Origin of the sequence: Rhodococcus sp. RCBS9, assembly GCF_029457415.1 — a bacterium.
GTDB classification, from domain to species: domain Bacteria; phylum Actinomycetota; class Actinomycetes; order Mycobacteriales; family Mycobacteriaceae; genus Rhodococcus_F; species Rhodococcus_F qingshengii.
Genome location: NZ_CP120422.1, coordinates 3,183,394 through 3,207,478 on the forward strand (window position 1 = coordinate 3,183,394; position 24,085 = coordinate 3,207,478).

The window sequence follows — 24,085 nt, forward strand, 5'->3', positions numbered from 1 at the left end:
AGAGTCCTGCGAACTGTCGAGTTGAAAGTCTCATGACAAGTTTGCGAGTTGGTGAACAGATATGCCTAATGCAACATGCCGAACGTGCCGGTCAGTCCGTACTGGCAGCTTGCGCGTGGCCTTCTGCCGAGTCGGCGAACTCGGGTGTGTCGAACACCTCTCCGCCCAGCGGATCGACGACCTTCGATTCCTCGGAGAAGTCGACGGCGCCGGTATCCGGGTCGATGTTGACCGCATGGGCGGGAACTTCGTGGACCGCGACGAGCATGTGGGCGTCGGAGGGATCCGTCATGATTCCGCTTTGTGACGGGGTCAGCCCGGCGAAGGTCGACGAGATCTTCAGATCGCGGAGCCGCTTTTCGGTGGGTTGCGGAACGTCGGTCGATGCCGAGGCATTTGTAGAAACCCGCAGGTAGCGTGGTGCTGAAGCGACCTCGTATCGGAACGCCTTCAGCATCGACAGACATGCCAGCACCATGATGACCGAGAACGGTACCGCCGTGGCGATGGCAACGGTTTGCAGCGCCGTGAGCGATCCACTGCCACCCACGATGAGGAGAACTGCGGCCGCGGCACCGGAGAGGAACGTCCAGTAGACACGCGTGATCTTGGAGGTCTCCAAGCTGCCACCGGTCGCGAGGATGTCGATGACGATCGAGCCGGAGTCCGCGGACGTGACGAAGAAGAACACGATCACGACGATCGCGAGAACACTCGAAATCGTTCCGAGCGGAAGTCCGTCGAGAAGCGTGAACAATGACGTGTTGGTGTCCACTGCGCCGGATGCGTCGAGCATCGTGCCCTCGTTGCGCTGACGCAGAATGCCGGAGTTACCGAAGATCGTGAACCACAACGAACCGACCAGCGTCGGGGCCAGCAGCACACCGAAGACGAATTCGCGGATGGTGCGGCCGCGTGAGATGCGCGCGATGAACATGCCGACGAACGGTGCCCAACTCATCCACCAACCCCAGTAGAAGATGGTCCATGCACCCTGCCAGCCGTCTTCGGCGAACGGGGACGTACGCAGCATCAGTTCGGGCAAGGCCTGGACGTATCCGCCGAGGTTCTGCACCCACGACTGCATGAGGAACAGCGTCGGTCCCAGAATCAGGACGAACAGTGCCAGCGCGGCAGCGAGCATCATGTTGATGTTGGAGAGCCACTTGAGGCCCTTCGTGACACCGGAGACGACCGAGAAGGTCGCCATGCCCGTCACGATGACGATGATGGTGATGACCAACCAGTTGTCGGTCTCCACCCAGCCGAGGTAGTCGAGGCCGGCCGAGATCTGCTGGACACCGAAGCCCAGCGACGTCGCGACACCGAACAGCGTGCCGACGATGGCGACGACGTCGATGGCGTGGCCGATCTTTCCTTCGATGCGAGCCCGTCCGAGGAGCGGCTCGAGCAACCAACGGATCGAGAGCGGACGACCCTTGCGGTAGGTCATGTACGCCAGACCGAGGCCGACGACGACGTAGATCGCCCATGCATGAAGGCCCCAGTGGAACAGCGTCAGTTCCATTGCTTGATTGGCTGCGGCGTCCGTGGATCCGGCGATCTGCCCGGCGACGGGTGGGGTCACGTAGTGCGAAAGTGGTTCGGCTACTCCGTAGAACACGAGCCCGATGCCCATGCCGGCGCTGAAGAGCATCGCGAACCACGAGAGCATCCCGAACTCGGGCTGCTCGTCGTCACGTCCCAATCGGATGTTGCCGATGCGGCTGATTCCGCAGTACAGCGCAAAGATCACGAAACCGGTGGCCGAGAGGATGTACCACCAGCCGACGCCGTCGCTGATCACGTTGTTGAGTGTTTCGAAAGCGTCCGCGGCTGTTCCCGCGTAGATCACGGCAAAGGCGATCAGGGCAAAGATCACTATCGACGCGGGGATGAACACGGGTTTCCGTAGTTCACGCCACGCAGTTTTGACCGCAGTCATTCCACTCCTCGAACGTTCAGGCATTCACAGCGCCCATCAGTGCGGCCACGTGTCACGCGTAGGTGGGCGTTTCGCTCACACCATCGCAGGTCAAGACCGGGCTATTGCTTTGAAATTCAACGTAACGTCAAGTTTCGGTCAACTCAACTGGACGAAAGATGCTGCACTGTCGCGAAAGTTCTCACTGGATGCCGTAGTTCCGGTTGTAAATCGTTGGGTAATAGTGGCATTGGGTCATGAGTGGAATGCTGAACGGCGAATTCGATTGGTACGGTGAGTTGAATCGGTCGAGTCGACGCTCACCGATTGACCACATTTGTCAAACTAGGCGAAACAGCCTGTCTGTCAGGTGGTTAACTCCTGGCGTGCTTGCCCGATCGTGGCGGTCAGGTGTCGATACCTAACTGTGATTGTGATGGTCGCAACTATCGGTGTTGCGGGCCCTGTTCGCCCCGCTGGGCGTCGATCAGATCCATCGCATCCTTCAGGCCCAAGCCCGGATGTAGTTCGCGTAGTGCCTTGATTGCGGGAATGCGGTCGTCTGTCGACGCGAGTGCGCTACGGACGTCGTCGGCAGGGATTTCGGTGGGGGCAGTTGTCCCTTCCCACCACACCGACTGAGGTTTGTTCCTGCTTCGCCAGGCTTGGACTGCGTAGTAAGCAGACCCGACCGTCGCGAAAAGCCAGATTGCGAGGAATGTCCAATTCCAAGCTGTGGGTTCTGTGATGACCTTGTCGATGGTGCTTGGGCCGAAGAAAACGAGTAGCCAAACCAGCACGATCGTCTGCCACCATCGCTCGACGCGCCTGCTCGGATTCCACCACTCTGCCATCGACCGATACTCGCACAGGGCTGCTGTTTCGGTGCGACGATGGAGATCATGGAGATTCGTGATGCGGTGGAGCGACTTCGGGCGGATTCCGGGACCTCGATGATCTTCGGAGAACCGCACCAGACCAGCGACGGATCGACGATCATCACGGTTTCGCGTCTACACCGGCGGTGGCGCCGCGACCCGATACCGGTGCCAGTGGGAGTGTTCTCGATCCACGAGGGTGAGCCGTCGTGGTCACCGGCCGTCGATCACACCAGGGCGGCTTTGATGGGGGAGTTCATCGGGTTGGCGGCCGCAGTGATCGCAACTCTGGCCGTTCTACGTCGTCCGCCCTGGCCTGATGTGACGATTCAGAAGGGGTGACCCAGAATTACGCCGATCAGTTGGAACGGCATCGCGAGGAACATCGATCCGACGTAGAGCGGATAGCGAATCGGATCGCCGGCGAGGTAACCCTCGGCGAGCCAGGCCATGACGTCTGCTGATCCCATAGTCGTTACTTCCCTTCGCTGTTGTGGTTCACCGACATTTTCGGTCGTGGGAGTTGTTTTGTTACAAGCGAACTCGAAGGAGGAGTACATGTGAAGGCAGTTTCGACGCAGCAAACGTCGTCAAGCGAGATCCCCGGGGGCGGTGTCCTCTACCAGCTAAGTCTCGATACTTAGCACTGTTCCGTAGTGAAATCTGTGCGTTCTGCACATGTCGGGACAATTCGGTGAGCCCTACAGTCGCTGCATGACAACGACACCTTCTCCTCTCTCAGGCAAGACCGTCGTACTGATCGGCGGCGGAACAGGCATCGGGCTGCGAGTGGCGCAGCTTGCCGTCGACGCCGGCGCGCAGGTAGTTCTCGGTGGCCGAACCGCATCCAAGCTCGAAGCAGCGGCCGCGCAGCTGGGTGAGGCTGCGCACTGGTTCACCGTCGACACCTCCGACGACGACTCGGTGAAAGAGTTCTTCACCAACATCCCCAGCGTCGATGCTCTCTTCACCACGGCTGCCGATTACCAGGTCGGCTCGTTCCGTGAACAGAGCGTCGAGGAAGCGGCGTCGCCGTTCACCTCCAAGTTCTGGGGGCAGTACCGCGTCGTGCACGCTGCGCTCGACAAGCTGACACCCACCGCATCGGTGGTCCTCATGTCCGGCGCTGCCAGTGTGCGGCCACCCGCAGCTGCCGCGGCATACGTTGCAGCCAACGCGGCAATCGAGGGGCTCGGGCGGGGGCTGGCGGTCGAACTGTCGCCGATCCGCGTCAACACTGTCGCTCCCGGAACCATCGACGGGCATCTGTGGGCTCAGCGCCCGGCGGAGGTTCGGGAGGCCGCGTTCACCTGGAGCGCCGAGAACAACGTGCTCGGCCGCGTCGGGAACGAAGACGAGATTGCACAAGCGGTGTTCTATCTCTTCACCAACACGTACACAACGGGTTCCACGCTGTACCCCGACGGCGGATACGCGTTGCGTTAGACCCGTGCCATTTGGCGACTGTGTGAAATGACGACTGTGCGAAATGCATTGTCGTAACACGAAGAAACGCCAATTCGCCCATAGGCGTGACCCTGGCCACATTCGTACCGTCTTCTCCGAGAACACTTCCCAACTATTCGAGGAGTCCGTCATGAAAAACACGTCAACGACCGCCGCCGGCGGTGAAGTGTCCGACGGTGACGACTACGCGCTCACCCGCGTTCCCGACGAAGCACGATATTCGTGGTTCTCGGTGGCAGTACAGCGATTCGGTCAGGTATCGGCACTCGCACAGTTCTTGCTCGGTGCGACGCTCGGCTACGGTATGACGTTCTGGAATGCCTTCTGGGCATTGACAGTCGGGGCGGTGATTCTCGAGGTCGTCTGTATTTTCATCGGCATCATCGGGGTTCGTGAAGGGCTCAACACATCGGTGGTCGCACGCTGGTGTGGATTCGGGCACGCAGGTTCCGCGGTGATCGGTTTGGTGATCGGGGTCAGCCTGATCGGTTGGTTCGGCATTCAATCTGCTGTCTCTGCATCAGGTTTGCACGGAATCATGCCGTTTCTGCCGCAGTGGGCGTGGGCTTTGGCCTTCGGTCTCCTGATCACCGCGATAGTCCTTCGCGGGTTCGGATCCATGCAACTGATCGCCAATATCACCGTTCCGCTGTTCCTGATCCTGGTCGGTTGGGCCGTCATCGCCGAACTGCGTAATCACTCGCTGTCAGATCTGATGACATCTGCTCCAGCCGGGCCGGAGCTCAGCTTCCTCGCCGGAACTACCATCGTCGCAGGCGGTTTCATTGCCGGAGCAGTGATCACACCTGACATGACGCGCTTCAACCGCACGGCAGGCGATGTCGTGAAGCAGACGCTCGTCGGAATAACGTTGGGCGAATACGTGATCGGGCTGACCGGTGTTCTCCTTGCCCATGCCGTTCGCAGTTCCGACATCGCCACGATCATTCTCTCGTCGGTCGGTTGGGTCGGCGTTCTGATCATCGTTCTCGGCACCTTCAAGATCAACGACTGGAACCTGTACAGCTCGGGGCTCGGCGTCGTGAACTTCATCGACGTCGTGTTCGGTCGACGGATCAATCGCGCAGTTGTCACAGCAGTTGTCGGCATCACCGGTTCGGTCCTCGCGGCTGCCGGAATCCTGAACTCGTTCACCGACTTCCTGATCCTGTTGGGCGTCGGATTCCCGCCGATCGCCGGGATCATGGTGGCGGAATACTTCATCGTCAAGACATGGCGCAAGGATCTGGAGGAGAGTCGAGCTGCGGGTACCCTCCCGAACTCGGCACCCACTTGGGTACCGGCCACGCTGGTGATCTGGATCGTCTCGGCGCTGATCGGTCATTACAGCACCTTCGGCCTGCCGTCGATCAACGCGGTGGCCTCGGCCTTCGTTCTCTACATCGTCGCGGGTCGACTCGGCCTGATTCGTGGAGTCGGACGCACCGCAACCGAAGCGCCGCAAGAGACTTCGGGAAAATCTGCGCTCACGCACTAGCACGGCACACACTGTAGAAGGGAGTTCGCGATGCGAATCGGAATCGACGTCGGTGGTACGAACACCGATGCGGTCCTGATGGACGGGACCACCGTCATCGGGCATGTCAAACACTCGACCAGCAAGGACATCACCGGCGGAATCGGCGGAGCTCTGACGGCGCTGCAGCAGCAGTACTCTTTCTCTCCCAGCGCTGTTCAAGCAGTGATGATCGGCACGACGCACTTTCTCAACGCTCTCATCGAGCAACGCGGACTTGCACCGACAGCGGCTCTGCGATTGGGGCTTCCGGCGACCGCGGCGCTTCCTCCGATGGTGGGGTGGCCGCGAGACCTGGTCTCCGCTGTGCAAGGAAGGCGCTACCTCGCTCACGGTGGGCACGAGTTCGACGGTCGTCGTATTTCGTCGCTGGACCCCGACGAGATTCGCCGCCATGCCGCCGCCATGGCTCGCAGCGGTACTCGTTCGGTCGCAATATCTTCGGTGTTCTCTCCGGTCAATCTCGAATGCGAAGCGGCCGCCGCGGAGATCGTGCGTGAGGAACTCGGCCTCGACGTCGCAATTTCGCTCTCGCACGAGATCGGTCGAGTGGGTCTACTCCAGCGGGAGAACGCGACCATCATCAATGCTGCGCTGCGCGAGCTCGCCGATCACATCGTCGACGGTCTTGCCCGATCTTTGGTCGAGCACGGCATTGTCGCGCCGCTGTACCTGAGCCAGAACGACGGAACCTTGATGGACATCGAGTACGCAAGGCGTTATCCGGTGGCGACTTTCGCATCGGGACCGACCAACTCCATGCGAGGCGCCGCTGTGCTGTCCGGTCTGGCCAGCTGTGCGGTGATCGACATCGGAGGTACCACTACCGACGTGGGCGTATTGACCAACGGTTTCCCGCGAGAAGCCACCACGGAGGTGACGGTCGCGGGGGTACGGACCAATTTCCGTATGCCGGACGTCTTCTCGATCGGTATCGGTGGTGGTTCGCTGGTGGATGCAGACGGACTCACAGTCGGACCCGAATCTGTGGGATACGAATTGGGTTCACGGGCACTCGTATTCGGCGGTGACACGTTGACGGCCACCGACATAGCCGTCGCGGCAGGCTTGGCCGACGTCGGAGATCGCAGTGCGGTGGCGCACCTCGACCGCGGCCTGGTGTCGACGGCACTCGACCGGATCTCGCGCCGAGTCGCCGACGCCGTGGAACAGATGCGGACCACGTCGGATCCACTTCCCGTTGTGGCGGTTGGCGGGGGATCGGTACTGCTGGAGCGTGAACTCCCGGGCCTGGGAACGGTGATTCGTCCTGAGCGCTTCGATGTTGCCAATGCGATCGGCGCTGCGATCGCGCAGGTCAGTGGTGAGGTAGATCGAGTCGAAGCGGTGCGGGACGGGCACCGGCAGGTTTTTGCCGACGATGCTCGCCAGGAGGCGATCGATCGGGCAGTCGCAGCAGGCGCACGGCCCGAGTCGGTGCAGATCGTGGAGTTCGACGAGGTCCCGATTCCGTATCTGCCGGGCAACGCAACGCGTATTCGAGTGAAGGCAGTCGGTGACTTGGCACTGCACAGTGGTTTGGTCTCCATCGGTCAGGAGGGCTCACGATGAGTTGGACACTACGAACGGCGGACCTCGACGACCTCGCCAGGGGCGCAGCCTTGTTGGGCACCGGCGGCGGGGGAGATCCGTTCGTCGGCAAGATGTTGGTCACGCAGGCGCTCGGTGAGGCCGGTGAAATCACAATTCTCGATCCGGAGGAGCTTGACGACGACGCATGGGTGATTCCCGTCGCGCAGATGGGTGCCCCGACCGTCGTGGTCGAGAAGATGCCGCGCGGAACCGAACCCGAGCTGGCGCTGATCACGTTGGAGAAGCACACGGGTCGAACTGCAGATGCCACGATGCCGATGGAGTGCGGCGGAATCAATTCGATGATTCCGTTGCTGGTGGCCGCGCGGCGCGGCCTGCCGGTTGTCGACGCCGACGGGATGGGACGAGCCTTTCCTCAGCTCGAGATGGAAACCTTCTCGGTGTACGGGATTTCGGCGAGTCCGCTCGCCATGGCGAACGAGCACGACGAGGTGGCGATCTTCGACACCGGAAGTGACAACAGCAGATTGGAGGGCCTCGCCCGCGGGGTGACGTCGAGGTTCGGTGGGATGGCGCACATCGCGCAGTACTCGATGACGGGTGCAGATGTGAAGCGGACGGCGATCCCACGGACTCTGTCGTTGGCCATGACCATCGGCCGGTCCATCAGACTTTCACGTGAGCAGCGGGTGGACCCGGTGCAGGCGCTTGTCGACAGTCTCGCCGACACGCTCTACGGATACGGGCGAGTTCTCTTTCACGGCAAGGTTATCGATGTCGACAGGCGAACCGATGAGGGGTTCGCTCGCGGTTCGGTGCGGATCGCCGGCGTCGGAGACGAAGAGCTGGAAGTTCAGTTCCAGAACGAAAATCTGATCGCCGTCCAATCCGGAGTGATGGTGGCGATCGTGCCAGACCTGATCTGCATCGTCGAGGCCGATACCGCCGAACCCATCACCACCGAGGGCTTGCGGTACGGGCAGCGCGTTGCGGTCATCGGGATCGCGACCCCACCCATCATGAGAACCCCGGAGGCACTGGCGGTCTTCGGCCCGGCTAGCTTCGGGCTCGATCGCCCGTTCCTGCCGGTGGAGACACTCGAGCAACCTGTACTGGCAGAATAGCGAGCCGTGAGCAGGCTGCACGCGGTCCGGGAGGCCGACCTCGACGCGATCGCAGCGGGGGCGGTGGTCCTGGGCTGCGGCGGGGGCGGCGATCCACGCTTGTTCGTGGAATTGCTGCGTCCACTGATGACGTCTACTTCGGTGGAGGTCATCGCGCCGGACCAGTTGCCGGAGGAGGCATTGGTGATGCCGGTGGGAATCGTCGGATCGGCCCTGGCTTTGGAGGAGCAATTGCCCTCCGGGCGTGAGTTCGCAGATACTGCAGCAGCTTTGACGCGCTGGACCGGGAAGCGTCCGACCGCGGTGATGACTTTCGAAGGCGGTGGACTCAACGCTCTCTCCGGCATTGCGGCGGCGTTGGCGTTGGGAATTCCCGTGGTCGACGCGGACCTGCTGGGTCGAGCGATGCCGCGGCTCGATCACTTCTCTCTCGCCGCAGCCGGGTTGGAATTGTGCCCGGTCACACTCGCCCAGCCCGGCGGCCTCATTACCGTCGTCGACGGAGTGGATGTGCTCGGCGCCGAGGTAGCAGTGCGGTCGTTGATCGGGAGAACCAGCGGTTGGGGCGCTCTGGCGATCGCGTCGATCGATGCGCGGACGGTGCAGGAGGCGTGCATTCCGGGAACTCTCTCCCGAGCATACGAACTGGGTCAGCACATCGGGGCAGTGGGCAGTTGGCAGGAGATCGCGGAAAGCTCCGGGGCCCTGGTAATGGGGACTGGCCGGGTGCGTGCGGTCCGTCGTAGTCGTCCGGACACCGGCGATCGTCGGGGCAGCGTGATTCTCGAACACGATTCTGCGGTGATACGAGTCGAATTCGAGAGTGAGTTCCTGACCGTCGCGTTGGACGGCGAGATGATTGCAACGTGCCCGGACATCGTGACGTTGCTCGACGTGCGGACCGGCGCCTTCGTCTCGTGTGAATCCGTGCACCAGGGGCACGATGTGGCCGTGTTGGTTCTTCCCGGTCCACAGTGGTGGGCGGAAAAAGTGGGCAGATTGAAAGTTGTCGGCCCGCGGGCATTCGGGATCGACCACGACGCAGTGCTGATGGAGGCGCGATGAGCGCGAGTGTTTCGGCGTTGCTGAACAACCCGGCCTTTGTCGGGCTGTATCGACTGGCCGGGGAGGGTGATCCCGTCGTGACGACAGTGGGAGCACTCACCGGGGAATCGGCACAGTCGGCCGAGGCCGTGTCGGGTGCGGCGAGTTCAGGATCAGTTCTGGTGATTCTCGATCGAATCGACATCGGGGAGTGGAGATTCGACGCTCTCCTTCGGCGCACAGCGGCGACCGGCTGCCAGGTGGTCGCTGTGCACAGCGCTGCCGCGGAGGATGCGAATCTCTCGTTGCTTGCCGATCGGCTCGGACTGGTGGTGCTCGGAGTATCCGACCCGTGGCAGTTCAGCGTGGATCTTCGTGATCTTCTCTCGAATTCGCGGGCGGTGATGGCCGACGCAGTACTGCGGGCGACACACGCGGGCCAACGAGCCGGAGGAAGCGTCGAGAATCTTCTGTCGGTGCTACTGAACACCTTTCAGCGTTCATTCTTTCTCCTGGACACGTCCGGACGTCCGATGACCGGCGCCGACCTGTTGTCAGACGCTGATCGAGCAGCTGCCGGTATGTTGTCGGGTCGCGGGGCGCCCACCACGGTCGAATTGGACTCCGGCGCGGTCCTGATTGCGTGCCCGGTGATGTCCGGCGCAGCCCGAGAGCCCTGGCTGGCGGTGCTGCTCCCGGTGCGTCAAAGCGTCGAAGAGGCTTCTCTCTCAGTGGTTCTCGACGTGGCCTCGTTGGCTGCCGGGCACCGACTGGCCGTTGCGCGCATGGTCGACGAGCGTGAAGCGCGCCGGCGTAGCGCGTTGCTCGGTGAACTGATCGACACGTCAGCAGACGCCACACCCGGACTGCTCCGGCGCGCACTCGACGCGGGTTGGATGCTGGACGGATGGCACATCGGCATCAAAGTCCTGGCGGTCGGTGAGGTCGACCTGGTGGCAAGACGCAGCGAGGTTGCAGATGCTCTCGCCGCCGAGGGAATCGACGCCAATGTCGTGGAACAGGCTGACGGCTGGGCGGCGTGGACGACTCTGCCAGGCGAGCCGCGACCGGAGGCGATCACCAGGATCGCCGAGTGCATCCGTGCAGCTCAGGCCAGGTTGGAACCCACGATGGAGACCTGGGTAGGTGTGGGACGCGCACACGACGGTCCGGCCGGAATCGGTTCGTCCCTGTCGGAGGCCGGGGATGCCGCTCGGCTCGCCGGTTCCCGATCTCAAACAGGTCGATTCCTGCACGTGGACCGCCTCGGGCTGGCGCAGTTGCTGCTGGCGTGGACGCGAACCGACACCTTCCAGCCTGCGGCCGCGGCATTGCTCGCACCGCTACGCGATTCCAATGGAGAGTTGCTCGAGACTCTGTCGACGTACCTCGACGAAGAATCGTCTCTGGCTCACACTGCAACCCGAATGGGCTTGCACCGCAACACCGTATCGAGTCGGATCGATAGAATTCAGCGCCTTCTCTCGGTCGATCTGGCCGATCCGGAAACCAGGCTTGCGCTCCACCTCGCCTGCCGGACGATCGCGCCGTGACGACGGTCTTCGCAGCTTCGTCTTGACAAGCGCGGGAGGTTCCTGCCATCCTCGTTGCCAGGTCACGAGTACCAGTGTTCAGCCCCGGCTTGCTGGTCGGCAACCCTCCTCCGCGGTGGGGTGCTCCGGGTGACGACCCGGCTGCGTTCGAAAACGAATGCGGCAAGCGCGGACTCTTCCGGGGCCATCTCCCGACGAACGAGTCCTTGAACGTGAGGATTGTCTTCGATGACTGCTGTATTGAGTGCCGACACCTGCTGCACCACCGCGATTGCCAAGGTTTCGGGTGCCGACCTGCAGGTTCCATTGGTTCAGGGCGGCGAATGCTCCTACGCCAACTTCGACTACGCGGCCAGCGCGCCGGCATTGGCCCAGGTCACCGACCGTATCGCCGAATTGTTGCCCACGTACGCCAGCGTCCACCGCGGTGCCGGCTACGCGTCCCGGATCTCCACGCTCACCTACGAGAACGCTCGTGAATCCGTTGCTCGTTTCGTGAACTGTGCCGACGATCAGGTTGTCGTCTTCACCCGGAACACCACCGATTCGCTGAACCTGCTTGCGCAGTGCGTCCCCGGCAGCACCGTCGTCCTCGACGTCGAGCATCACGCAAACCTGTTGCCGTGGAACGACGCTCGTATCGTCACCGCCGCAGACACCATCGAAGAAACGATCGAGCGTCTGATCGGTGAACTGTGCACCAAGCCTGCCGCGCTGCTCGCAATCACCGGGGCCTCCAACGTGACCGGTGAGATCCTGCCGATTGCACGTTTGGCTGACATCGCTCACCGTTGCGGCGCACGTATCCTCGTCGACGCTGCTCAGTTGGCTCCCCACCGTCGCATCGACCTGCAGGAATGCGGCGTCGACTACGTAGCGTTCTCGGGCCACAAGCTGTACGCGCCCTTCGGCGCCGGCGTTCTCGTCGGCCGCCGTGACTGGCTCGACGAAGCTCAGCCGTACCTCGCCGGCGGCGGCGCCGTGCGTGAGGTGACCGTCGAATCCACCGAGTGGGCTTGCGCGCCCGCACGCCACGAGGCGGGTTCCCCCAACGTGCTCGGTGCGGCAGCCATCGCGACCGCCTGCGAAACCCTGCACGCCCTGGACTTCGACGTGATCGCCGAGCATGAGAAGGCGCTCACCGCCCAGCTCACTGACGGCTTGTCCGCCATCGAGGGCGTCTCACTCGTGCGACTGTGGAACGACGCTCCCGACGCCGTCGGAATCGTCACCTTCACCGTCGACGGATTCGAAGCGGGCGAGATCGCCGCATTCCTCTCCGCCGAGCACGGCATCGGAGTTCGCGACGGTCGCTTCTGCGCACATCCGGTTCTCGCGCGCCTCGGCCTCTCCGGCGGTGCAGTTCGCGCCAGCCTCGGCCTCGGTAGCAGCTCGGACGACGTGACGCGGTTGGTCGACGCCGTGAACATCCTGGTTTCGAATCAGCGTGATTGGAAGTACGCGAAGACGGCAGGTGCGTGGAACCCTGTGCCCGAGACCCGCCCCTTCCTCGGAGCCGCAGACGACAATGCCGGCGCAGCCGAGTGCGTCTGAGCTGAGCTCGGTCCCCGAAAACTCGAACGGACAACTAGCATGGCAGCCATGGCACCAGCGGATTTTCCCGCCACCCCTTCGAGAGTGAGCATCACTCTCGGTCAGTGGTGCCGTCGCCATGTCGATCTGTGCCGCACCTCTTCAGGAATGTGTTCGAGCTGACGATTCGTCTCGCTCATCCCATACTTTTCTGATTTTCGGAGGTCTCACATGTCTTCACTCGCTTCGCATTCTCTGCACGTAGCGGTCGAGTTGACCGGATCCGGTCACCATCCGGCCGCTGAGGGCGCACCCGGCAACCTGCCCATCATCGGCGGCGACTACTGGGTGGACCTCACCGAGGGTGAAAAGGCTCTCGATTTGGCTTCATTCCCTACCAATGTGGTTCGGATTCGCGCTGCGGATCTGCGTGAGGCACAGCTCGAACGCGCACGGATACGCGCTGCCGTCGCTGAAGAAGGACGCGATCCCGACAGCGTCGCAGTGCTGGTCGATCTCGAGATTCTGATCGCGCCGGAGGCTCGCTCCGCTCGTAAGGAGCTTGCGCAGTTGGACAGCGCGTTGACCTCGCCGCGGGTTCCCGTTTCGCTTCATTACGTCGGAACGCCTTCCGGTCTCGGCAGTTTGATCGCCGATATCCGAGCTGCGGAGGTCGCCGACGGCGTTACGTTGCTGCCTCTCGCATTGCCTCGCACGCTCGAGCATCTGGTGGACAGCACCATTCCGTGGCTTCAGGATCGCGGACTTGTCACACCGTCCACCGCAGTCGACGAGGTTCTCGGGCGTTTCGGACTGCCGCCCCGTCATCGCACGCTTGCGTCCTGATCGTCACCGATTGCATCTGCGTACAGGTGGAACAGCGACGGTAATTCGTCGGCACCGTCCACCTGTGCCAGAAGCGTCCAGCACTGCGCAGTGATCGACCGAGCCCTCGTGCCGATCCAGTTGGTGGGCAGTAGTTCCGGCGGCAACAGCGGATCCGGTTCCATGGCTCGCGTGAATTCCGCCGCGAGTTCGATGGTCATCGTGACAGCATCGGTACCCGGACTGTTCTGCAGTTTGTGCAGGCGTGCGGTCGCTACGTCGAGTAGCCGTTCGTATCCGTCAGCGATCTGGTCCAGTGGCCACAACTGCGCGGCAATCTTCACGGGGTCTTCGAGAGTGCCCACTTTCAGATCTCGAGTGGTGAGAGAAGACAGGTGCTGTTCGACGTCGAGTTCGGCGGCCGCATCGCGAATATACGGTTCCCAGGCGTGCGGCGAGACGTACAGACCGCCCTGGACGAGCGCGCCGCCGAGGTAAACGACCCTGGTGCGCAGCGCATCTCGCGCTTTCCGTGACGACTCCGGAATTGCGAATCCGGCCAGGTGCCAATACCCGTCCCACGGCGTCACAGTGTCGCGGTCTTGTCGATAGGCCAGCCGAACGAATTCGACGTCGGGTTCCATCTCGCGCAGGGCTTTCGGCGTTGCTCGTAGCGTGGCCTGCCGCCCGCGACCTTCCTGAGTGAACTTCCCCTCGGTGACCAACCGCTTTATGCACAGCCGAACCTGTTGATCAGTTTTGCCGAGGGCGTCGGCGGTGGCATAGAGGGTGTGCCCGTCGACAGTTCCGTCCGTGCGCAGTAGTCCCTCGATCAAGATCCTCGTGGGTACATCGACGTCCCTGTCGGTCATCGCCATGTCCTTTCCTCGCTTCTCGACATCTTCGCCCACAACTGTACTATCGAATGCAATACGATCGTTTCAAATTCGTACGTTAGGGCGGGAAGATGGCAGCGGAATCGATGAGCGAGGGCAAGAGTAAGCCTCGTTTACGCAGGTGGATGGTTACTTCCCTGGCGGTGGTCGTTGTTCTGATCGCGACTCTGGTGGGCTGGACGCTGTATCAGAACACCTATGACATCCGTGAGGAAAAAGTGACGATCACCGGGGGATCGGTGCCGCTCCAGGGAGTCCTTGCACTGCCCGAACACGGTGACGGTCCCTTCGGGCTCGTGGTTTTCGTCCACGGAGACGGCCCGGTCGATGCAACACATGAGACGTTCTATCGACCGGTGTGGGAGGCGTTCGCAAAGGCGGGGTACGCGTCACTCTCCTGGGACAAGCCGGGGGTGAATGGGGCACCGGGCAATTGGCTCGACCAGAGCATGGACGATCGCGCGGCAGAAACGGAAGCGGCAATCGAGTGGGCGCGGGGACGTTCGGATATCGATCCGTCTCGGATCGGTCTGTGGGGTGCAAGCCAGGCAGGGTGGGTGATGCCCAAGGTGGTGAACCTCGACCCGGACGTAGCGTTCGTCATTGCCGTGGGTCCCGCGATCAACTGGCTCCAACAAGGCGAATTCAATACCCTAGCCGAACTTTCCGAGAGAAATGCGTCGGCCGACGAGTTCGAGAAAGCGCGGGTCGCTCGTGCGAAGAACTTGGATCAGTTGGCCCGTGATGCATCGTTCGACGATCTCGTGGCCTCCGGCGAGGCCGACGGTCTCACCGAAGACCGGTGGAACTTCATCCGAAAGAACTACCTCTCGGATGCGCGAGCCGATCTCGAAACCGTGAAGGTTCCGGTGCTCTTGATCATCGGCGGACAAGACGTCAACGTCGACGTGGCTGATACCGAAAGGGTGTATCGCGAATTGTTGGACACTCCAGGGCAATTGGTGGTCAAGAAGTACCCCGACGCTACGCATTCGATCGTGGACAAGGATCTCGAAGACTCGGAAGTGAGGTCCGCTCTGGTGGCCGTCCTTGCTCCCCGTTCGATCTTCGCTCCCGGCTATCTAGCGGATCAGACTGCATTTTTGGAGGGAATTCATGGCTGACGGAATCACGGTTGTCGCACTGGGTGGTGCCGGTGCCATGGGCTCGGCAGCAGTTCGTCTGGCCGCAACATTGCCGGGAATCGGCAAGGTAGTAGTCGCGGATCGCGATATCGATGCTGCGAAGCGTCTTTCAGTTGAACTGGCGCAGGCGTCAGCGGAAGTCGAGGCGCGCAGCATCGACGTCACGGACGGTCGCACGCTACGTGAATTGCTTGACGGCGCAGACGTGGTCGTCAATACGGTCGGACCGTTCTTCCGTTTCGGCGTCGGCATTCTCCAGGCAGCGATCGAGACCGGGACTCACTATCTCGACATCTGCGACGACTGGGAGCCGGCCGTCGACATGCTGGAATTGGACTGTGCCGCGAGGGGAGCCGGAATCTGTGCGGTAGTCGGCATGGGCGCAAGTCCCGGGATGAGTAACCTCCTGGCCGCGATGGCAGTCTCGCGATTGGACGTGGTCGACGATCTGTATACAGCCTGGCCGGTTGATGTCGAGGGCGAGGACGAGTCGGTGGACACATTGAGTGCAGCCGCCGTTCACTGGATGCAGCAGATCAGCGGCCAGGTTCCGGTGGTTCGTGCGGGGCGAATCGTCAACGAAGAACCGTTGCGTTCCATCGCACTCGAACTGCCCGGCGGACGTCGGGGGAACGCTTACGTGGTCGGGCATCCGGAGCCGGTGATGTTTCATCGGACCATCAATCCTGCGGGGCATTCGGCAAATCTGATGGTCATCACACCGGAAACCGTGGCGTTTCTCGACGTTCTCCGCGCCGACATCGACAAGGGGAGAATCGATCTCGACTCGGCCGCCGAAGAATTGGGCAAGCCTTCGCTCGGACGGATGATCCGTGCTGCGCCTCGAATGCTCACGCGCGCCGGCCACGGATCCCTGCCGTTGTTCTTCGCCTCGGCGACAGGAATGTTCGACGGAAGAGCGATGCGCGTCGTGGCCCGGATTGCCGACGATTCACCGGTGTCGGAGTTGCTGTCGGACATGGCCGGTGCAACCGGAATCCCCTTGGCGCTCGGCCTTGCTCAGGTGGTGTCCCGGCTCGCCGACGGAACGATTTCGGATCGGATCGGTGTGCACTCACCCGAGAGCGTCGTCGACCCGGAAGTTCTGTTCACTGCGCTGGCGCGGTTGTTCGATCGAACCGACTGGAGTGAGATCGTCACCGTCGAATCCGAGTTCCGCTAGTCAGTTCGCGGCGTGTGATCCGATGCGACTGCGGATTTCGGTCTCGACGCGATCGGCGTCCTTGGGGCTGAACGAAGGCGATCCGTGGCCGGCGAGAGTGAGTACCACCGCGGTCTCCTTCCACGGGCGTGAAAGATCCAGGCTGTACCACGAGCTGAAATCTGTTGTTCCCCAGATTCGTAGGCGTCCGCTCAGCCATGACATGACTCCGAGGTCGACGGATTCGATCTGCGAGTACAGGACGAACTTGCTGACAAACGGAAAGTAGTAGTGGCGGATCGTGACGCCCTGATCGTCGATCCGGACGGTTCGGTCCTCGTAGATTGTCGATGTTCCTGCACTCACAGTGATAACCCGGTTCCTGCTGGTCGATGCTCTCGATGGCTGCCTGAAAACCAACCATACAGTCTCTATTGGGACAGGCTGCGAGCGCGGGCGTCAAGCGCTGGTGGGCCTTGAGACGACGAGATCACTCACCGCGATCTGAGCGTTGCCGATTGCCGCCTGAACCGGTTCGCAACTACTCGATGCTCTGGCGAGCGCAAGAACTGCGGTGAGTAGGGCGGCGTCGGGCTCTCCTTCGAACGGTCCGCTCTGGACGTCGAACTTTCCAGCGCGCAACTGCTTTCGGGCATTGATTCCAAGTTGTGAAATGACCTCGTCCATCGCGGTCAGGCACTGGGCGAGCGCGCCGATCGACCAGTAGAGATCGGCAGCGACGACGGGTGTCTGCGATGCCACGGTACCGGCGCGGCGCAATCGGTGGTGAGTGTCTCGGAGTATCTCGGGCAGCCTGTGGTCTGCGCAATGTTCCATCCCGCCGCCTCCGTAAGGTGTAAAGTTAGGGTATTCAATTACGGTAGGGCAGGACGGTAAGGGATGCAAGTAGTTTTAGACGATTACGTCGCCGGTGCGTCGTTTGCGACCGACTTGGTCAATACCTCGCCCCGCGTGTGGGTGGAGGCAGGTGACGCGTTGGCTGCCCCTCAGGCGCTTCACGATCTACTGGACGAACATGGACTCTCGCCGGATGCGCTCACCAACGGACGTCGGCTTACCAGCGGTGAACTTGCTGAGGTCAAGGAACTCAGAGAGGGGATTCGTTCGATTCTCGATGCTCCGACTTCCGATGAGCTCGTTGATCGCACTCATCGACTCCTGCAGACCGTCCCGCATCACGTCCGACTCGTGCCTGATGCCCGGTCCGACTATCGATGGAATGCGGTACCGGACAGCAGAATCAATCTCACCGGCGAACTTGCGCTGTTGATCGGCTACTCGTTGCTGGGGACTCTGCGCACATTGGGGTACGAACGATTCCGCCCATGCGCCTCGCCGACGTGCAACGGGGTGTTCGTCGATACAAGCCGTGGAGGGCGACGCCGCTACTGCATGCCGGCGTTGTGCGGCAACCGAATCAACGTCGCGAATCACCGTCAACGGCAGCGTCGTACTTAGCGTCTGCGCTTGCCCGGTCGATAGTGACAATCGAACAGAGTACGGCCGACTGTATGGGGAACTTCAACGAGATACAGACCACGTCAATCCCGCACGATTGTCGCCATGGCAACTCCTAGTAGATGGCGGCTCGTATGAAAGCCCGTTCTGTCTCCGCGACAGCAGTTATCAGCGTTGGGGTTTTCACCCTGGCCGGGTGTGGCGGCGCATCCAGTCCCGGAGGTTCGGTCGGTGAGTATGCAAAGGACGGCAGTTTCACGACTGTCATCAACGCCGATCCCGGAAATCTGCACCCTCTGATCACCAACCTTACGTCGACTCAGATCGTGAACGCGTACTCGTACGATTCGTTGATCGACATCGACGCGCAAACACGCACTGTGCGTCCCTATCTGGCGGAGAGCTGGAGTGAAGAAGGGAACACGCTGAAGTTCGTGCTCAAGAAGGGCATCACTTGTGCCGACGGCACTTCCTTCACCGCACAGACCGCGGCCGATGACATCAACTGGGTCATGGATCCTGAAAACGCTTCACCGCTACGCGGATCCACTGTGCCGATGTCGACTTCGGCCTCAGCGGACGGTGACGAACTGACGGTGACTACCGCCGAGCCAGCGCCCTTCCTGCTCTCTCGAATCGGCGCGTTGCGGCTTCCGTGCGCTGCGACGCTCGAAGACCCGGCCAGCATCCGTTCGAGTAGCAACGGAACGGGTCTGTTCAAGGTCACCGAAGTTGTTCCGAACGATCACATCACGATGGAACGCCGCGACGGTTACACCTGGAGTCCGAACGGCGAGACCACTTCCGACACTCTCGGAGTGCCGAAGACAGTGACGATCAAGATTGTCACCGATCCCAGTACGACGGCGAATCTTGTTCTCACCGGCGGAGTGAATGCCGCAGCGGTCACCGGTTCGGACGAGGAACGAGTCTTGGCCGCGGGTCTGGATTCGAAGACCTACACCACGTTGTCCGGCGAGTTCATCTTCAATCATTTCGCGGCCCTACCCACGGCAGACCGTGCTGTGCGGCAGGCCCTCGTGCAGGCAGTAGACCTGGACGACTACACCGAGATCACCACCGGCGGTAAAGGAACCCGCGCACGCGCCCTCGCGGTTTCGGAACCCCTTGCCTGCGACTACAACAGTGTCGAAGGGACGATCCCCGATTTCGACGTCGATGCAGCAAAGAAAACGCTGTCCGACGCAGGTTGGAAGGCGGGTCCCGACGGCATCCTGACGAAGGACGGTCGACCGCTTGCCCTCAACGTGATTTTCAACAACTCACGCGATACGAACTCTGCCGCCGCGGAATACGTGGCAACACAGTGGGAAGGACTGGGCGCGAATGTGAAACTGACCGGCGGCGACTACAGTTTTGTCATCGCCAACACATTCAGCACCACCGACCTGTCGTCGTGGGACGTTTCCATCGGTTTGACGCTGGGGAGTGATACGCCGAGCATCTTTGCCAAGTACTTCACCGGCCCGCCCAAACCTGAAGGAGTGAACTTCGCTTCCCTCGACAACAAGAAGTACATCGAATTGTCCACTGAGGCTTCGCTTCTTCCCGGTGACGAGTCTTGCAAGGTCTGGGAGGAAAGTGAGCGCGCGTTGTTCAACGACATCGACCTGCTGCCGGTATCCACGACTCCCGCTCACATGTTCTTCAACGGCGCAACGTCGATCTACCCGCCATCGAGCGGAATCCTTCCGGGCTCGGCGATCCGTGTCCTGAAGTAGGACCCTCGACAACCGCTCACTTTCGGGTATTGATCATCCGAAGAGCAAACCGAAATACCACTGCAGCACCCGCACCTGCAGCCAGGCCGGCGACGACATCGGCAAGAAGGACACCGACGCCTATGCCCAGGACGGCAGCGGCGGCGACAGCAAGGGCTACGTCAGCACGAGGAGCGGCGATCGCGGCATCCTTTCCCCGAGTATCGAACGAGCACCCATCTCAACGGAGCATGTCACGAAACTGTCGTCCGCAGGTGTATCAACAGCAAAATGTGTGAAACGCGTCGGCCCCGACGGAGTTGGACTCCGCCGGGGCCGGGCTGTGTGTACAGCGCAGTGTGTATTGCGCGCTGGCTCAGTGTGTCGGAACGGATTCCTTCGACGTGGTCGGGGACGTATCGGTGTGCTGGCTACCAATCTCCTTGCGGGAGTTGGAGCTGTTGAACCGAGGGAGGAAACCGGCCAGGACGAGTGCGACGACGGCGGATCCCGCAGCGAGGGCCATGACGACGCGGAAAGCGTTCTCCGACGGCAGCGTTGCCCCACCGATGGACATGGTCATCTGGGCGATGACGACACCCGCGATGGCGCTGGCGAATGATGTACCGAGGGAGCGCATCAGGGTGTTGAAGCTGTTGGCTGCACCGGTCTCGGACGGAGGAACAGCCCCCATGATGAGAGCGGGCATCGCGCCGTAAGCCATACCGGTACCGGCGCCGATGATCACGGCGATCACGATCAGTTCCCAAATCGAGTGCATGGCGAAAATGCCGATGCCGTAACCGATTGCGACGACAACGGCGCCGAGCATGAGCGTCACCTTGGGGCCGTGCGAATTGGTGATGCGTGAGGACAGCGGAGAGATCAGCATCATGATGATGCCGGAGGGAGCCATGACCAGACCTGCGGTGAGCATCGAACCGCCTAGGCCGTAACCAGTGACTTCAGGCAACTGGACTACCTGGGGAAAGACCATGCTGGCGGCGAACATCGCGAATCCGAACACGATCGATGCGAGGTTGGTGAAGAGCACCTGGCGGCGGATGGATACGCGTAGATCCACCAGCGGCTTGGGGGTGCGTAGTTCCCACCAAGCCCAGAATCCGAATATCAGGATCGCGGCGCCGAACAAGGAAAGCGTGAGCGTGCTCGTCCAACCCCAGTCGCCACCTTTGGAAATGGCCAGTAGTAGAGCGATGAGGGCGGCTGAGAGCGAGATTGCCCCGCCGAAGTCGAACGTGCCACCTGTGCGAACCGTCGATTCGGGGACCAGGACGACAACAAGAACGGCCGCAAGAGCGCCGAGCACGGCTGACGCCCAGAACAGGACGTGCCAGTCGGCGTACTCGGCGATCAAAGCCGCGATCGGAAGACCTAGAGCGCCGCCGACTCCCAGTGAAGCGCTCATCATCGCAACAGCGCCGGCGAGCTTCTTGGGCGGAAGCACGTCGCGCATCACACTGATGCCCAGCGGAATGACGCCGGCAGCAAGGCCCTGCAGGATTCGGCCGGCAACGAGGGGGATAACGCTCGAACTGAGTGCTCCGACCACCGAACCGGTTACCAACAGCGCCATGCTGATCAGGAGTAGACGCCGTTTGCCGAACATGTCGCCCAAGCGGCCCATGGTCGGGACGGCGACGGCAGCTGCGAGCAGCGTGGCGGTCACAGCCCACGCGGTATCGGACGCCGGCGCGTTCAGGTACTCGGGCAGATGCGGGATGATCGGGATCACCAGCGTCTGCATGAGCGAGACGACGATGCCGGAAAACGCCAGAACAGCCACCACTGCGGTGGTGGCTGGCGACTTCGTTGTCTGTGGCGGCGTTGTCGGTGGTGGTGAAGTGGTTGACGACATTGCGGTAACTCCATCGGAGGAAGAACGAATAATAGTTTAAGTCAGTTGCTTGAACTAAAGTTAAATCAAGTGACTGACTTAACGGAAGGCTGTGTCTCCGATCGTGACGAATATCTCCGGTGCCGAGCAGCTTCGGATGGTCGAGGATGATGGTGTCCATGACTACGAGGACTGAGGACGCGTCGGCCGATGTCGGCGGCGCCGCAAATTCCGCGCGCTCTGCTGCAACCCGAGACCGCATTCTCGCCGTCGCCGAGCAGTTGTTCGCAGAACATGGAGTCTTCGCGGTTTCGAACCGTCAGGTGAGCGACGCGGCAGGTCAGGGCAACAATGCTGCCGTCGGATATCACTTCGGAACCAAGATCGATCTGGTCCGCGCGATCGTGAACAAGCATTCCCAGCAGGTCGAGAAGAACCGTGGCGAACTGCTGCGTGAGATCGAAGGGTCCACAAATGTTCGTGACTGGATTTCGTGTCTGGTTCGGGCGTCGACCGATCACTACGCCGAAATGGGTGGCCCGACCTGGTATGCGCGGTTCAGCGCGCAGATTCTCACCGACCCGGTCCTGCGGAAAATCGTTTACGACGAGGTGCTGGCCTCGCCTACTCTGCAGGAGACGCTTCGCGGACTTTCAGCCTGTCTGACTGACATGCCGATGAGTGTTCGACGCGCCCGCGCGGACATCGGGCGTAATGCGATCGTGCACATGTTCGCCGAACGCGAGCGCACGCTTGCCGAAGAGGGGCCGGACGCGGTCACGTCATGGGAGGACTTCACGACCGACCTCGTCGACGCGCTGGTCGGACTTTGGACGGCTCCGATCAGCCGCTGACCGGCCGTTTGTCCGCGCTAGCCGCCCGGTCCGGGGCAACCCTGCGCAATGGATCTCGCGTCGGCGGAAGATCCAGGAGCAAGCCGACTCCGGCAAGAATGATGACAAGACCGCCAACGAGCGCGAAGGTAACAGGCTCGTTCAACCACAGCACTCCGATGGCTGATGCCGAAATCGGAACGAGAAGAGTGACGGCCGATGCCGCGACTGGACCCGCCTGACGAATTATCCAGAAGTAGACCAGGTAGCCACCGGCGGTAGCCCCCAGCCCCAGGGCTACCACGGCGATGAGTGGGCCGACGGTTATGGGCCCCGGAGGGGGAGCGACGGCGGACACCGGCACCAAGAGGGCGACCGCGGCAAGTTGTTGGCCGAGGGCCAGCGTCAGGGGTGGAGTGTCCTGGAACGACTTTCGTGCGTAGACACCTCCGACTGCGTACAGCAGCGCCGCGGTCAAAGATGCGCCAATGGCCAGCATTGCGCGACTGTCGATCGCTGACGGAATTCCGCCGACAAGCACCGAGACGCCGACGATGCCGATCGCGACCCCCGAGAGTTTTCGCCAGGTGATCTTTTGTCGAAGCCAGAAAGCGGCGACGAATACTGTGAACATCGGAGTCGTGGCATTCAGGATCGACGCCGTCGACGAGTTGAGGCCGACGATCGCAGTTGCGACAAGTGTCAGGGGCCCAGCGACATTGAGGGCAGCCAGCAGTAGGAATGCAGGAAACCGATGACGGACCGCGCGCCAGGTCGATCTGCTGGAAGCAGTTATCAGCGCGAGAACCAACGCTGCAACAATGAAGCGGCCGTGCGTCGTGCCGACGGCGCCGAGAGTTGGTGCTGCCACAGCAACCAGAGGGAACGAGCTTCCCCAAAGCATGCCGACCAACAGCAAAGCTCCAACTACGGCGAATCGGCTGCTGCCGATTGCTTTCCAGTTCTTCATTGCTCCTCTTCGTCGACGACCACGCGGACATGGATGGTCGATGCCAGACCTACCTTATACCCCCGGTAGGTATAAGGTTGAGTGTGTCATGATGCTGTAGGTGACCCGAGACTGGGGACGCATTATTCGTTCTCCTGCAATGGTTTATGTGCCGAGATGCTGTACGCGCAGACCTTCAAGTTATCTCCAATATACCTATAGGGGGTATATTGATTGTGTCGGGCTCGCTTTCCGGGCCACATCCGTCCAGCAAAAGAACAGGAATCCCAATGAGCAGTTGTGGCTGTGGCAACACCCCGAAGTCTGACGCCAAAGGCGATGTCGGCACTGTCGGTACGGCGATGCCGACCGGTGGGAAAGACCTACTCACCGCTGGCAGTAGTGAACTCGTCGAATGTCGGGTCATGCCGGGCAGCGTGATCGAGAAGGTGCATGCCGAAGCGGAAGGCCTGTTTCGTGACTTCGAAGGAAATCGGTACTGGTTCTGCTGCAAGGGATGTGGTCCTCGGTTCGACGCAAATCCCAGGAAGTATGCCGACGTGAGCTGAGCGAAAAGTGGTGGTGCAGGCGATGGCTGCACCA

The 24,085-nt window shown here is 61.5% G+C and carries 23 protein-coding genes and 1 riboswitch; of the genes, 15 read left to right on the forward strand and 8 right to left on the reverse strand.

Annotation, left to right across the window (positions count from 1 at the left end; translation table 11 throughout):
• Positions 1 to 91 precede the first annotated feature (91 nt).
• Both P0M12_RS15010 and P0M12_RS15015 read right to left on the reverse strand, forming a co-directional pair.
• The gene (locus tag P0M12_RS15010; protein WP_007727149.1) at positions 92 to 1,945 is read right to left on the reverse strand and encodes a BCCT family transporter; all 1,854 of its coding nucleotides are present in this window, start codon (positions 1,943 to 1,945) and stop codon (positions 92 to 94) included.
• 425 nt (positions 1,946 to 2,370) lie between these two features.
• A complete protein-coding gene (locus P0M12_RS15015) occupies positions 2,371 to 2,778 on the reverse strand; it encodes a hypothetical protein (RefSeq protein WP_054828023.1) in 408 nt (135 codons plus the stop codon).
• Between the two features lie 39 nt (positions 2,779 to 2,817).
• On the opposite strand from P0M12_RS15015, the gene P0M12_RS15020 reads away from it, so the two are divergent.
• A complete protein-coding gene (locus P0M12_RS15020; protein ID WP_054828022.1) occupies positions 2,818 to 3,144 on the forward strand; it encodes a hypothetical protein in 327 nt (108 codons plus the stop codon).
• On the opposite strand, the gene P0M12_RS15025 is transcribed toward P0M12_RS15020, so the two are convergent.
• A complete protein-coding gene (locus P0M12_RS15025; protein WP_003941170.1) occupies positions 3,132 to 3,272 on the reverse strand; it encodes a hypothetical protein in 141 nt (46 codons plus the stop codon). The two genes, P0M12_RS15020 and P0M12_RS15025, sit on opposite strands and share 13 nt — an antisense overlap.
• 244 nt (positions 3,273 to 3,516) lie before the next feature.
• On the opposite strand from P0M12_RS15025, the gene P0M12_RS15030 reads away from it, so the two are divergent.
• The 8 genes from P0M12_RS15030 to P0M12_RS15065 all read left to right on the forward strand — a co-directional run bounded on the left by P0M12_RS15030 (position 3,517) and on the right by P0M12_RS15065 (position 13,460).
• A complete protein-coding gene (locus tag P0M12_RS15030) occupies positions 3,517 to 4,248 on the forward strand; it encodes an SDR family oxidoreductase (RefSeq protein WP_054828021.1) in 732 nt (243 codons plus the stop codon).
• 151 nt (positions 4,249 to 4,399) lie between these two features.
• Positions 4,400 to 5,767, forward strand: coding sequence for a cytosine permease (locus P0M12_RS15035; protein WP_231782879.1), 1,368 nt, complete (start codon positions 4,400 to 4,402; stop codon positions 5,765 to 5,767).
• 30 nt (positions 5,768 to 5,797) lie between these two features.
• Positions 5,798 to 7,378, forward strand: coding sequence for a hydantoinase/oxoprolinase family protein (locus tag P0M12_RS15040; RefSeq protein WP_277377890.1), 1,581 nt, complete (start codon positions 5,798 to 5,800; stop codon positions 7,376 to 7,378).
• Complete coding sequence (locus tag P0M12_RS15045) at positions 7,375 to 8,484, forward strand: DUF917 domain-containing protein (RefSeq protein WP_050655919.1); 1,110 nt, start codon at positions 7,375 to 7,377, stop codon at positions 8,482 to 8,484. The genes P0M12_RS15040 and P0M12_RS15045 overlap by 4 nt, the downstream gene beginning before the upstream one ends.
• A gap of 6 nt (positions 8,485 to 8,490) precedes the next feature.
• Positions 8,491 to 9,549 (forward strand): DUF917 domain-containing protein, encoded by a 1,059-nt coding sequence (locus P0M12_RS15050; RefSeq protein WP_277377891.1) that lies wholly within the window; start codon positions 8,491 to 8,493, stop codon positions 9,547 to 9,549.
• On the forward strand, positions 9,546 to 11,081 hold the full coding sequence (locus tag P0M12_RS15055) for a helix-turn-helix domain-containing protein (protein WP_050655921.1): 1,536 nt from the start codon (positions 9,546 to 9,548) through the stop codon (positions 11,079 to 11,081). The genes P0M12_RS15050 and P0M12_RS15055 overlap by 4 nt, the downstream gene beginning before the upstream one ends.
• A gap of 60 nt (positions 11,082 to 11,141) precedes the next feature.
• Positions 11,142 to 11,256: riboswitch (SAM riboswitch) on the forward strand.
• Positions 11,257 to 11,309: 53 nt separating this feature from the next.
• Positions 11,310 to 12,635 (forward strand): aminotransferase class V-fold PLP-dependent enzyme, encoded by a 1,326-nt coding sequence (locus P0M12_RS15060; protein ID WP_050655922.1) that lies wholly within the window; start codon positions 11,310 to 11,312, stop codon positions 12,633 to 12,635.
• Between the two features lie 210 nt (positions 12,636 to 12,845).
• Positions 12,846 to 13,460, forward strand: coding sequence for a hypothetical protein (locus P0M12_RS15065; protein ID WP_050655923.1), 615 nt, complete (start codon positions 12,846 to 12,848; stop codon positions 13,458 to 13,460).
• Here P0M12_RS15065 and P0M12_RS15070 read toward each other — a convergent pair.
• Positions 13,439 to 14,317 carry a phage repressor protein gene (locus P0M12_RS15070; RefSeq protein ID WP_050655932.1) on the reverse strand — a complete coding sequence of 293 codons (879 nt, stop codon included), beginning with the start codon at positions 14,315 to 14,317 and terminating at the stop codon, positions 13,439 to 13,441. The genes P0M12_RS15065 and P0M12_RS15070 overlap by 22 nt on opposite strands.
• 143 nt (positions 14,318 to 14,460) lie before the next feature.
• Here P0M12_RS15070 and P0M12_RS15075 point away from each other — a divergent pair, with 143 nt between their 5' ends.
• Positions 14,461 to 15,459, forward strand: coding sequence for an alpha/beta hydrolase (locus P0M12_RS15075; protein WP_277377920.1), 999 nt, complete (start codon positions 14,461 to 14,463; stop codon positions 15,457 to 15,459).
• Positions 15,452 to 16,663 carry a saccharopine dehydrogenase NADP-binding domain-containing protein gene (locus P0M12_RS15080; RefSeq protein WP_054187867.1) on the forward strand — a complete coding sequence of 404 codons (1,212 nt, stop codon included), beginning with the start codon at positions 15,452 to 15,454 and terminating at the stop codon, positions 16,661 to 16,663. Before P0M12_RS15075 ends, P0M12_RS15080 begins: the two co-directional genes overlap by 8 nt.
• Here the strand turns inward: P0M12_RS15080 and P0M12_RS15085 are convergent, their stop codons facing one another.
• Positions 16,664 to 17,008, reverse strand: coding sequence for a hypothetical protein (locus P0M12_RS15085; RefSeq protein ID WP_042450522.1), 345 nt, complete (start codon positions 17,006 to 17,008; stop codon positions 16,664 to 16,666).
• 93 nt (positions 17,009 to 17,101) lie between these two features.
• Positions 17,102 to 17,479, reverse strand: a complete 378-nt coding sequence (locus P0M12_RS15090; RefSeq protein ID WP_042450525.1) for a hypothetical protein — start codon at positions 17,477 to 17,479, stop codon at positions 17,102 to 17,104.
• Positions 17,480 to 17,542: 63 nt separating this feature from the next.
• On the opposite strand from P0M12_RS15090, the gene P0M12_RS15095 reads away from it, so the two are divergent.
• Together P0M12_RS15095 and P0M12_RS15100 are read left to right on the forward strand one after the other, a co-directional pair.
• Positions 17,543 to 18,121, forward strand: coding sequence for a CGNR zinc finger domain-containing protein (locus tag P0M12_RS15095; protein ID WP_042450527.1), 579 nt, complete (start codon positions 17,543 to 17,545; stop codon positions 18,119 to 18,121).
• 134 nt (positions 18,122 to 18,255) lie between these two features.
• Complete coding sequence (locus tag P0M12_RS15100; protein WP_218695577.1) at positions 18,256 to 19,863, forward strand: ABC transporter substrate-binding protein; 1,608 nt, start codon at positions 18,256 to 18,258, stop codon at positions 19,861 to 19,863.
• Between the two features lie 355 nt (positions 19,864 to 20,218).
• On the opposite strand, the gene P0M12_RS15105 is transcribed toward P0M12_RS15100, so the two are convergent.
• Entirely contained in the window at positions 20,219 to 21,721 is a 1,503-nt protein-coding gene (locus P0M12_RS15105) for an MFS transporter (protein WP_020906025.1), read from the reverse strand.
• 158 nt (positions 21,722 to 21,879) lie between these two features.
• Between P0M12_RS15105 and P0M12_RS15110 the strand changes: the two genes are divergently transcribed.
• Complete coding sequence (locus P0M12_RS15110; protein ID WP_277377892.1) at positions 21,880 to 22,554, forward strand: TetR/AcrR family transcriptional regulator; 675 nt, start codon at positions 21,880 to 21,882, stop codon at positions 22,552 to 22,554.
• On the opposite strand, the gene P0M12_RS15115 is transcribed toward P0M12_RS15110, so the two are convergent.
• Complete coding sequence (locus P0M12_RS15115; protein ID WP_208689917.1) at positions 22,544 to 23,503, reverse strand: DMT family transporter; 960 nt, start codon at positions 23,501 to 23,503, stop codon at positions 22,544 to 22,546. The genes P0M12_RS15110 and P0M12_RS15115 overlap by 11 nt on opposite strands.
• 269 nt (positions 23,504 to 23,772) lie before the next feature.
• Between P0M12_RS15115 and P0M12_RS15120 the strand changes: the two genes are divergently transcribed.
• A complete protein-coding gene (locus P0M12_RS15120) occupies positions 23,773 to 24,051 on the forward strand; it encodes a YHS domain-containing protein (RefSeq protein WP_073512084.1) in 279 nt (92 codons plus the stop codon).
• The last annotated feature ends 34 nt before the right edge of the window (positions 24,052 to 24,085 follow it).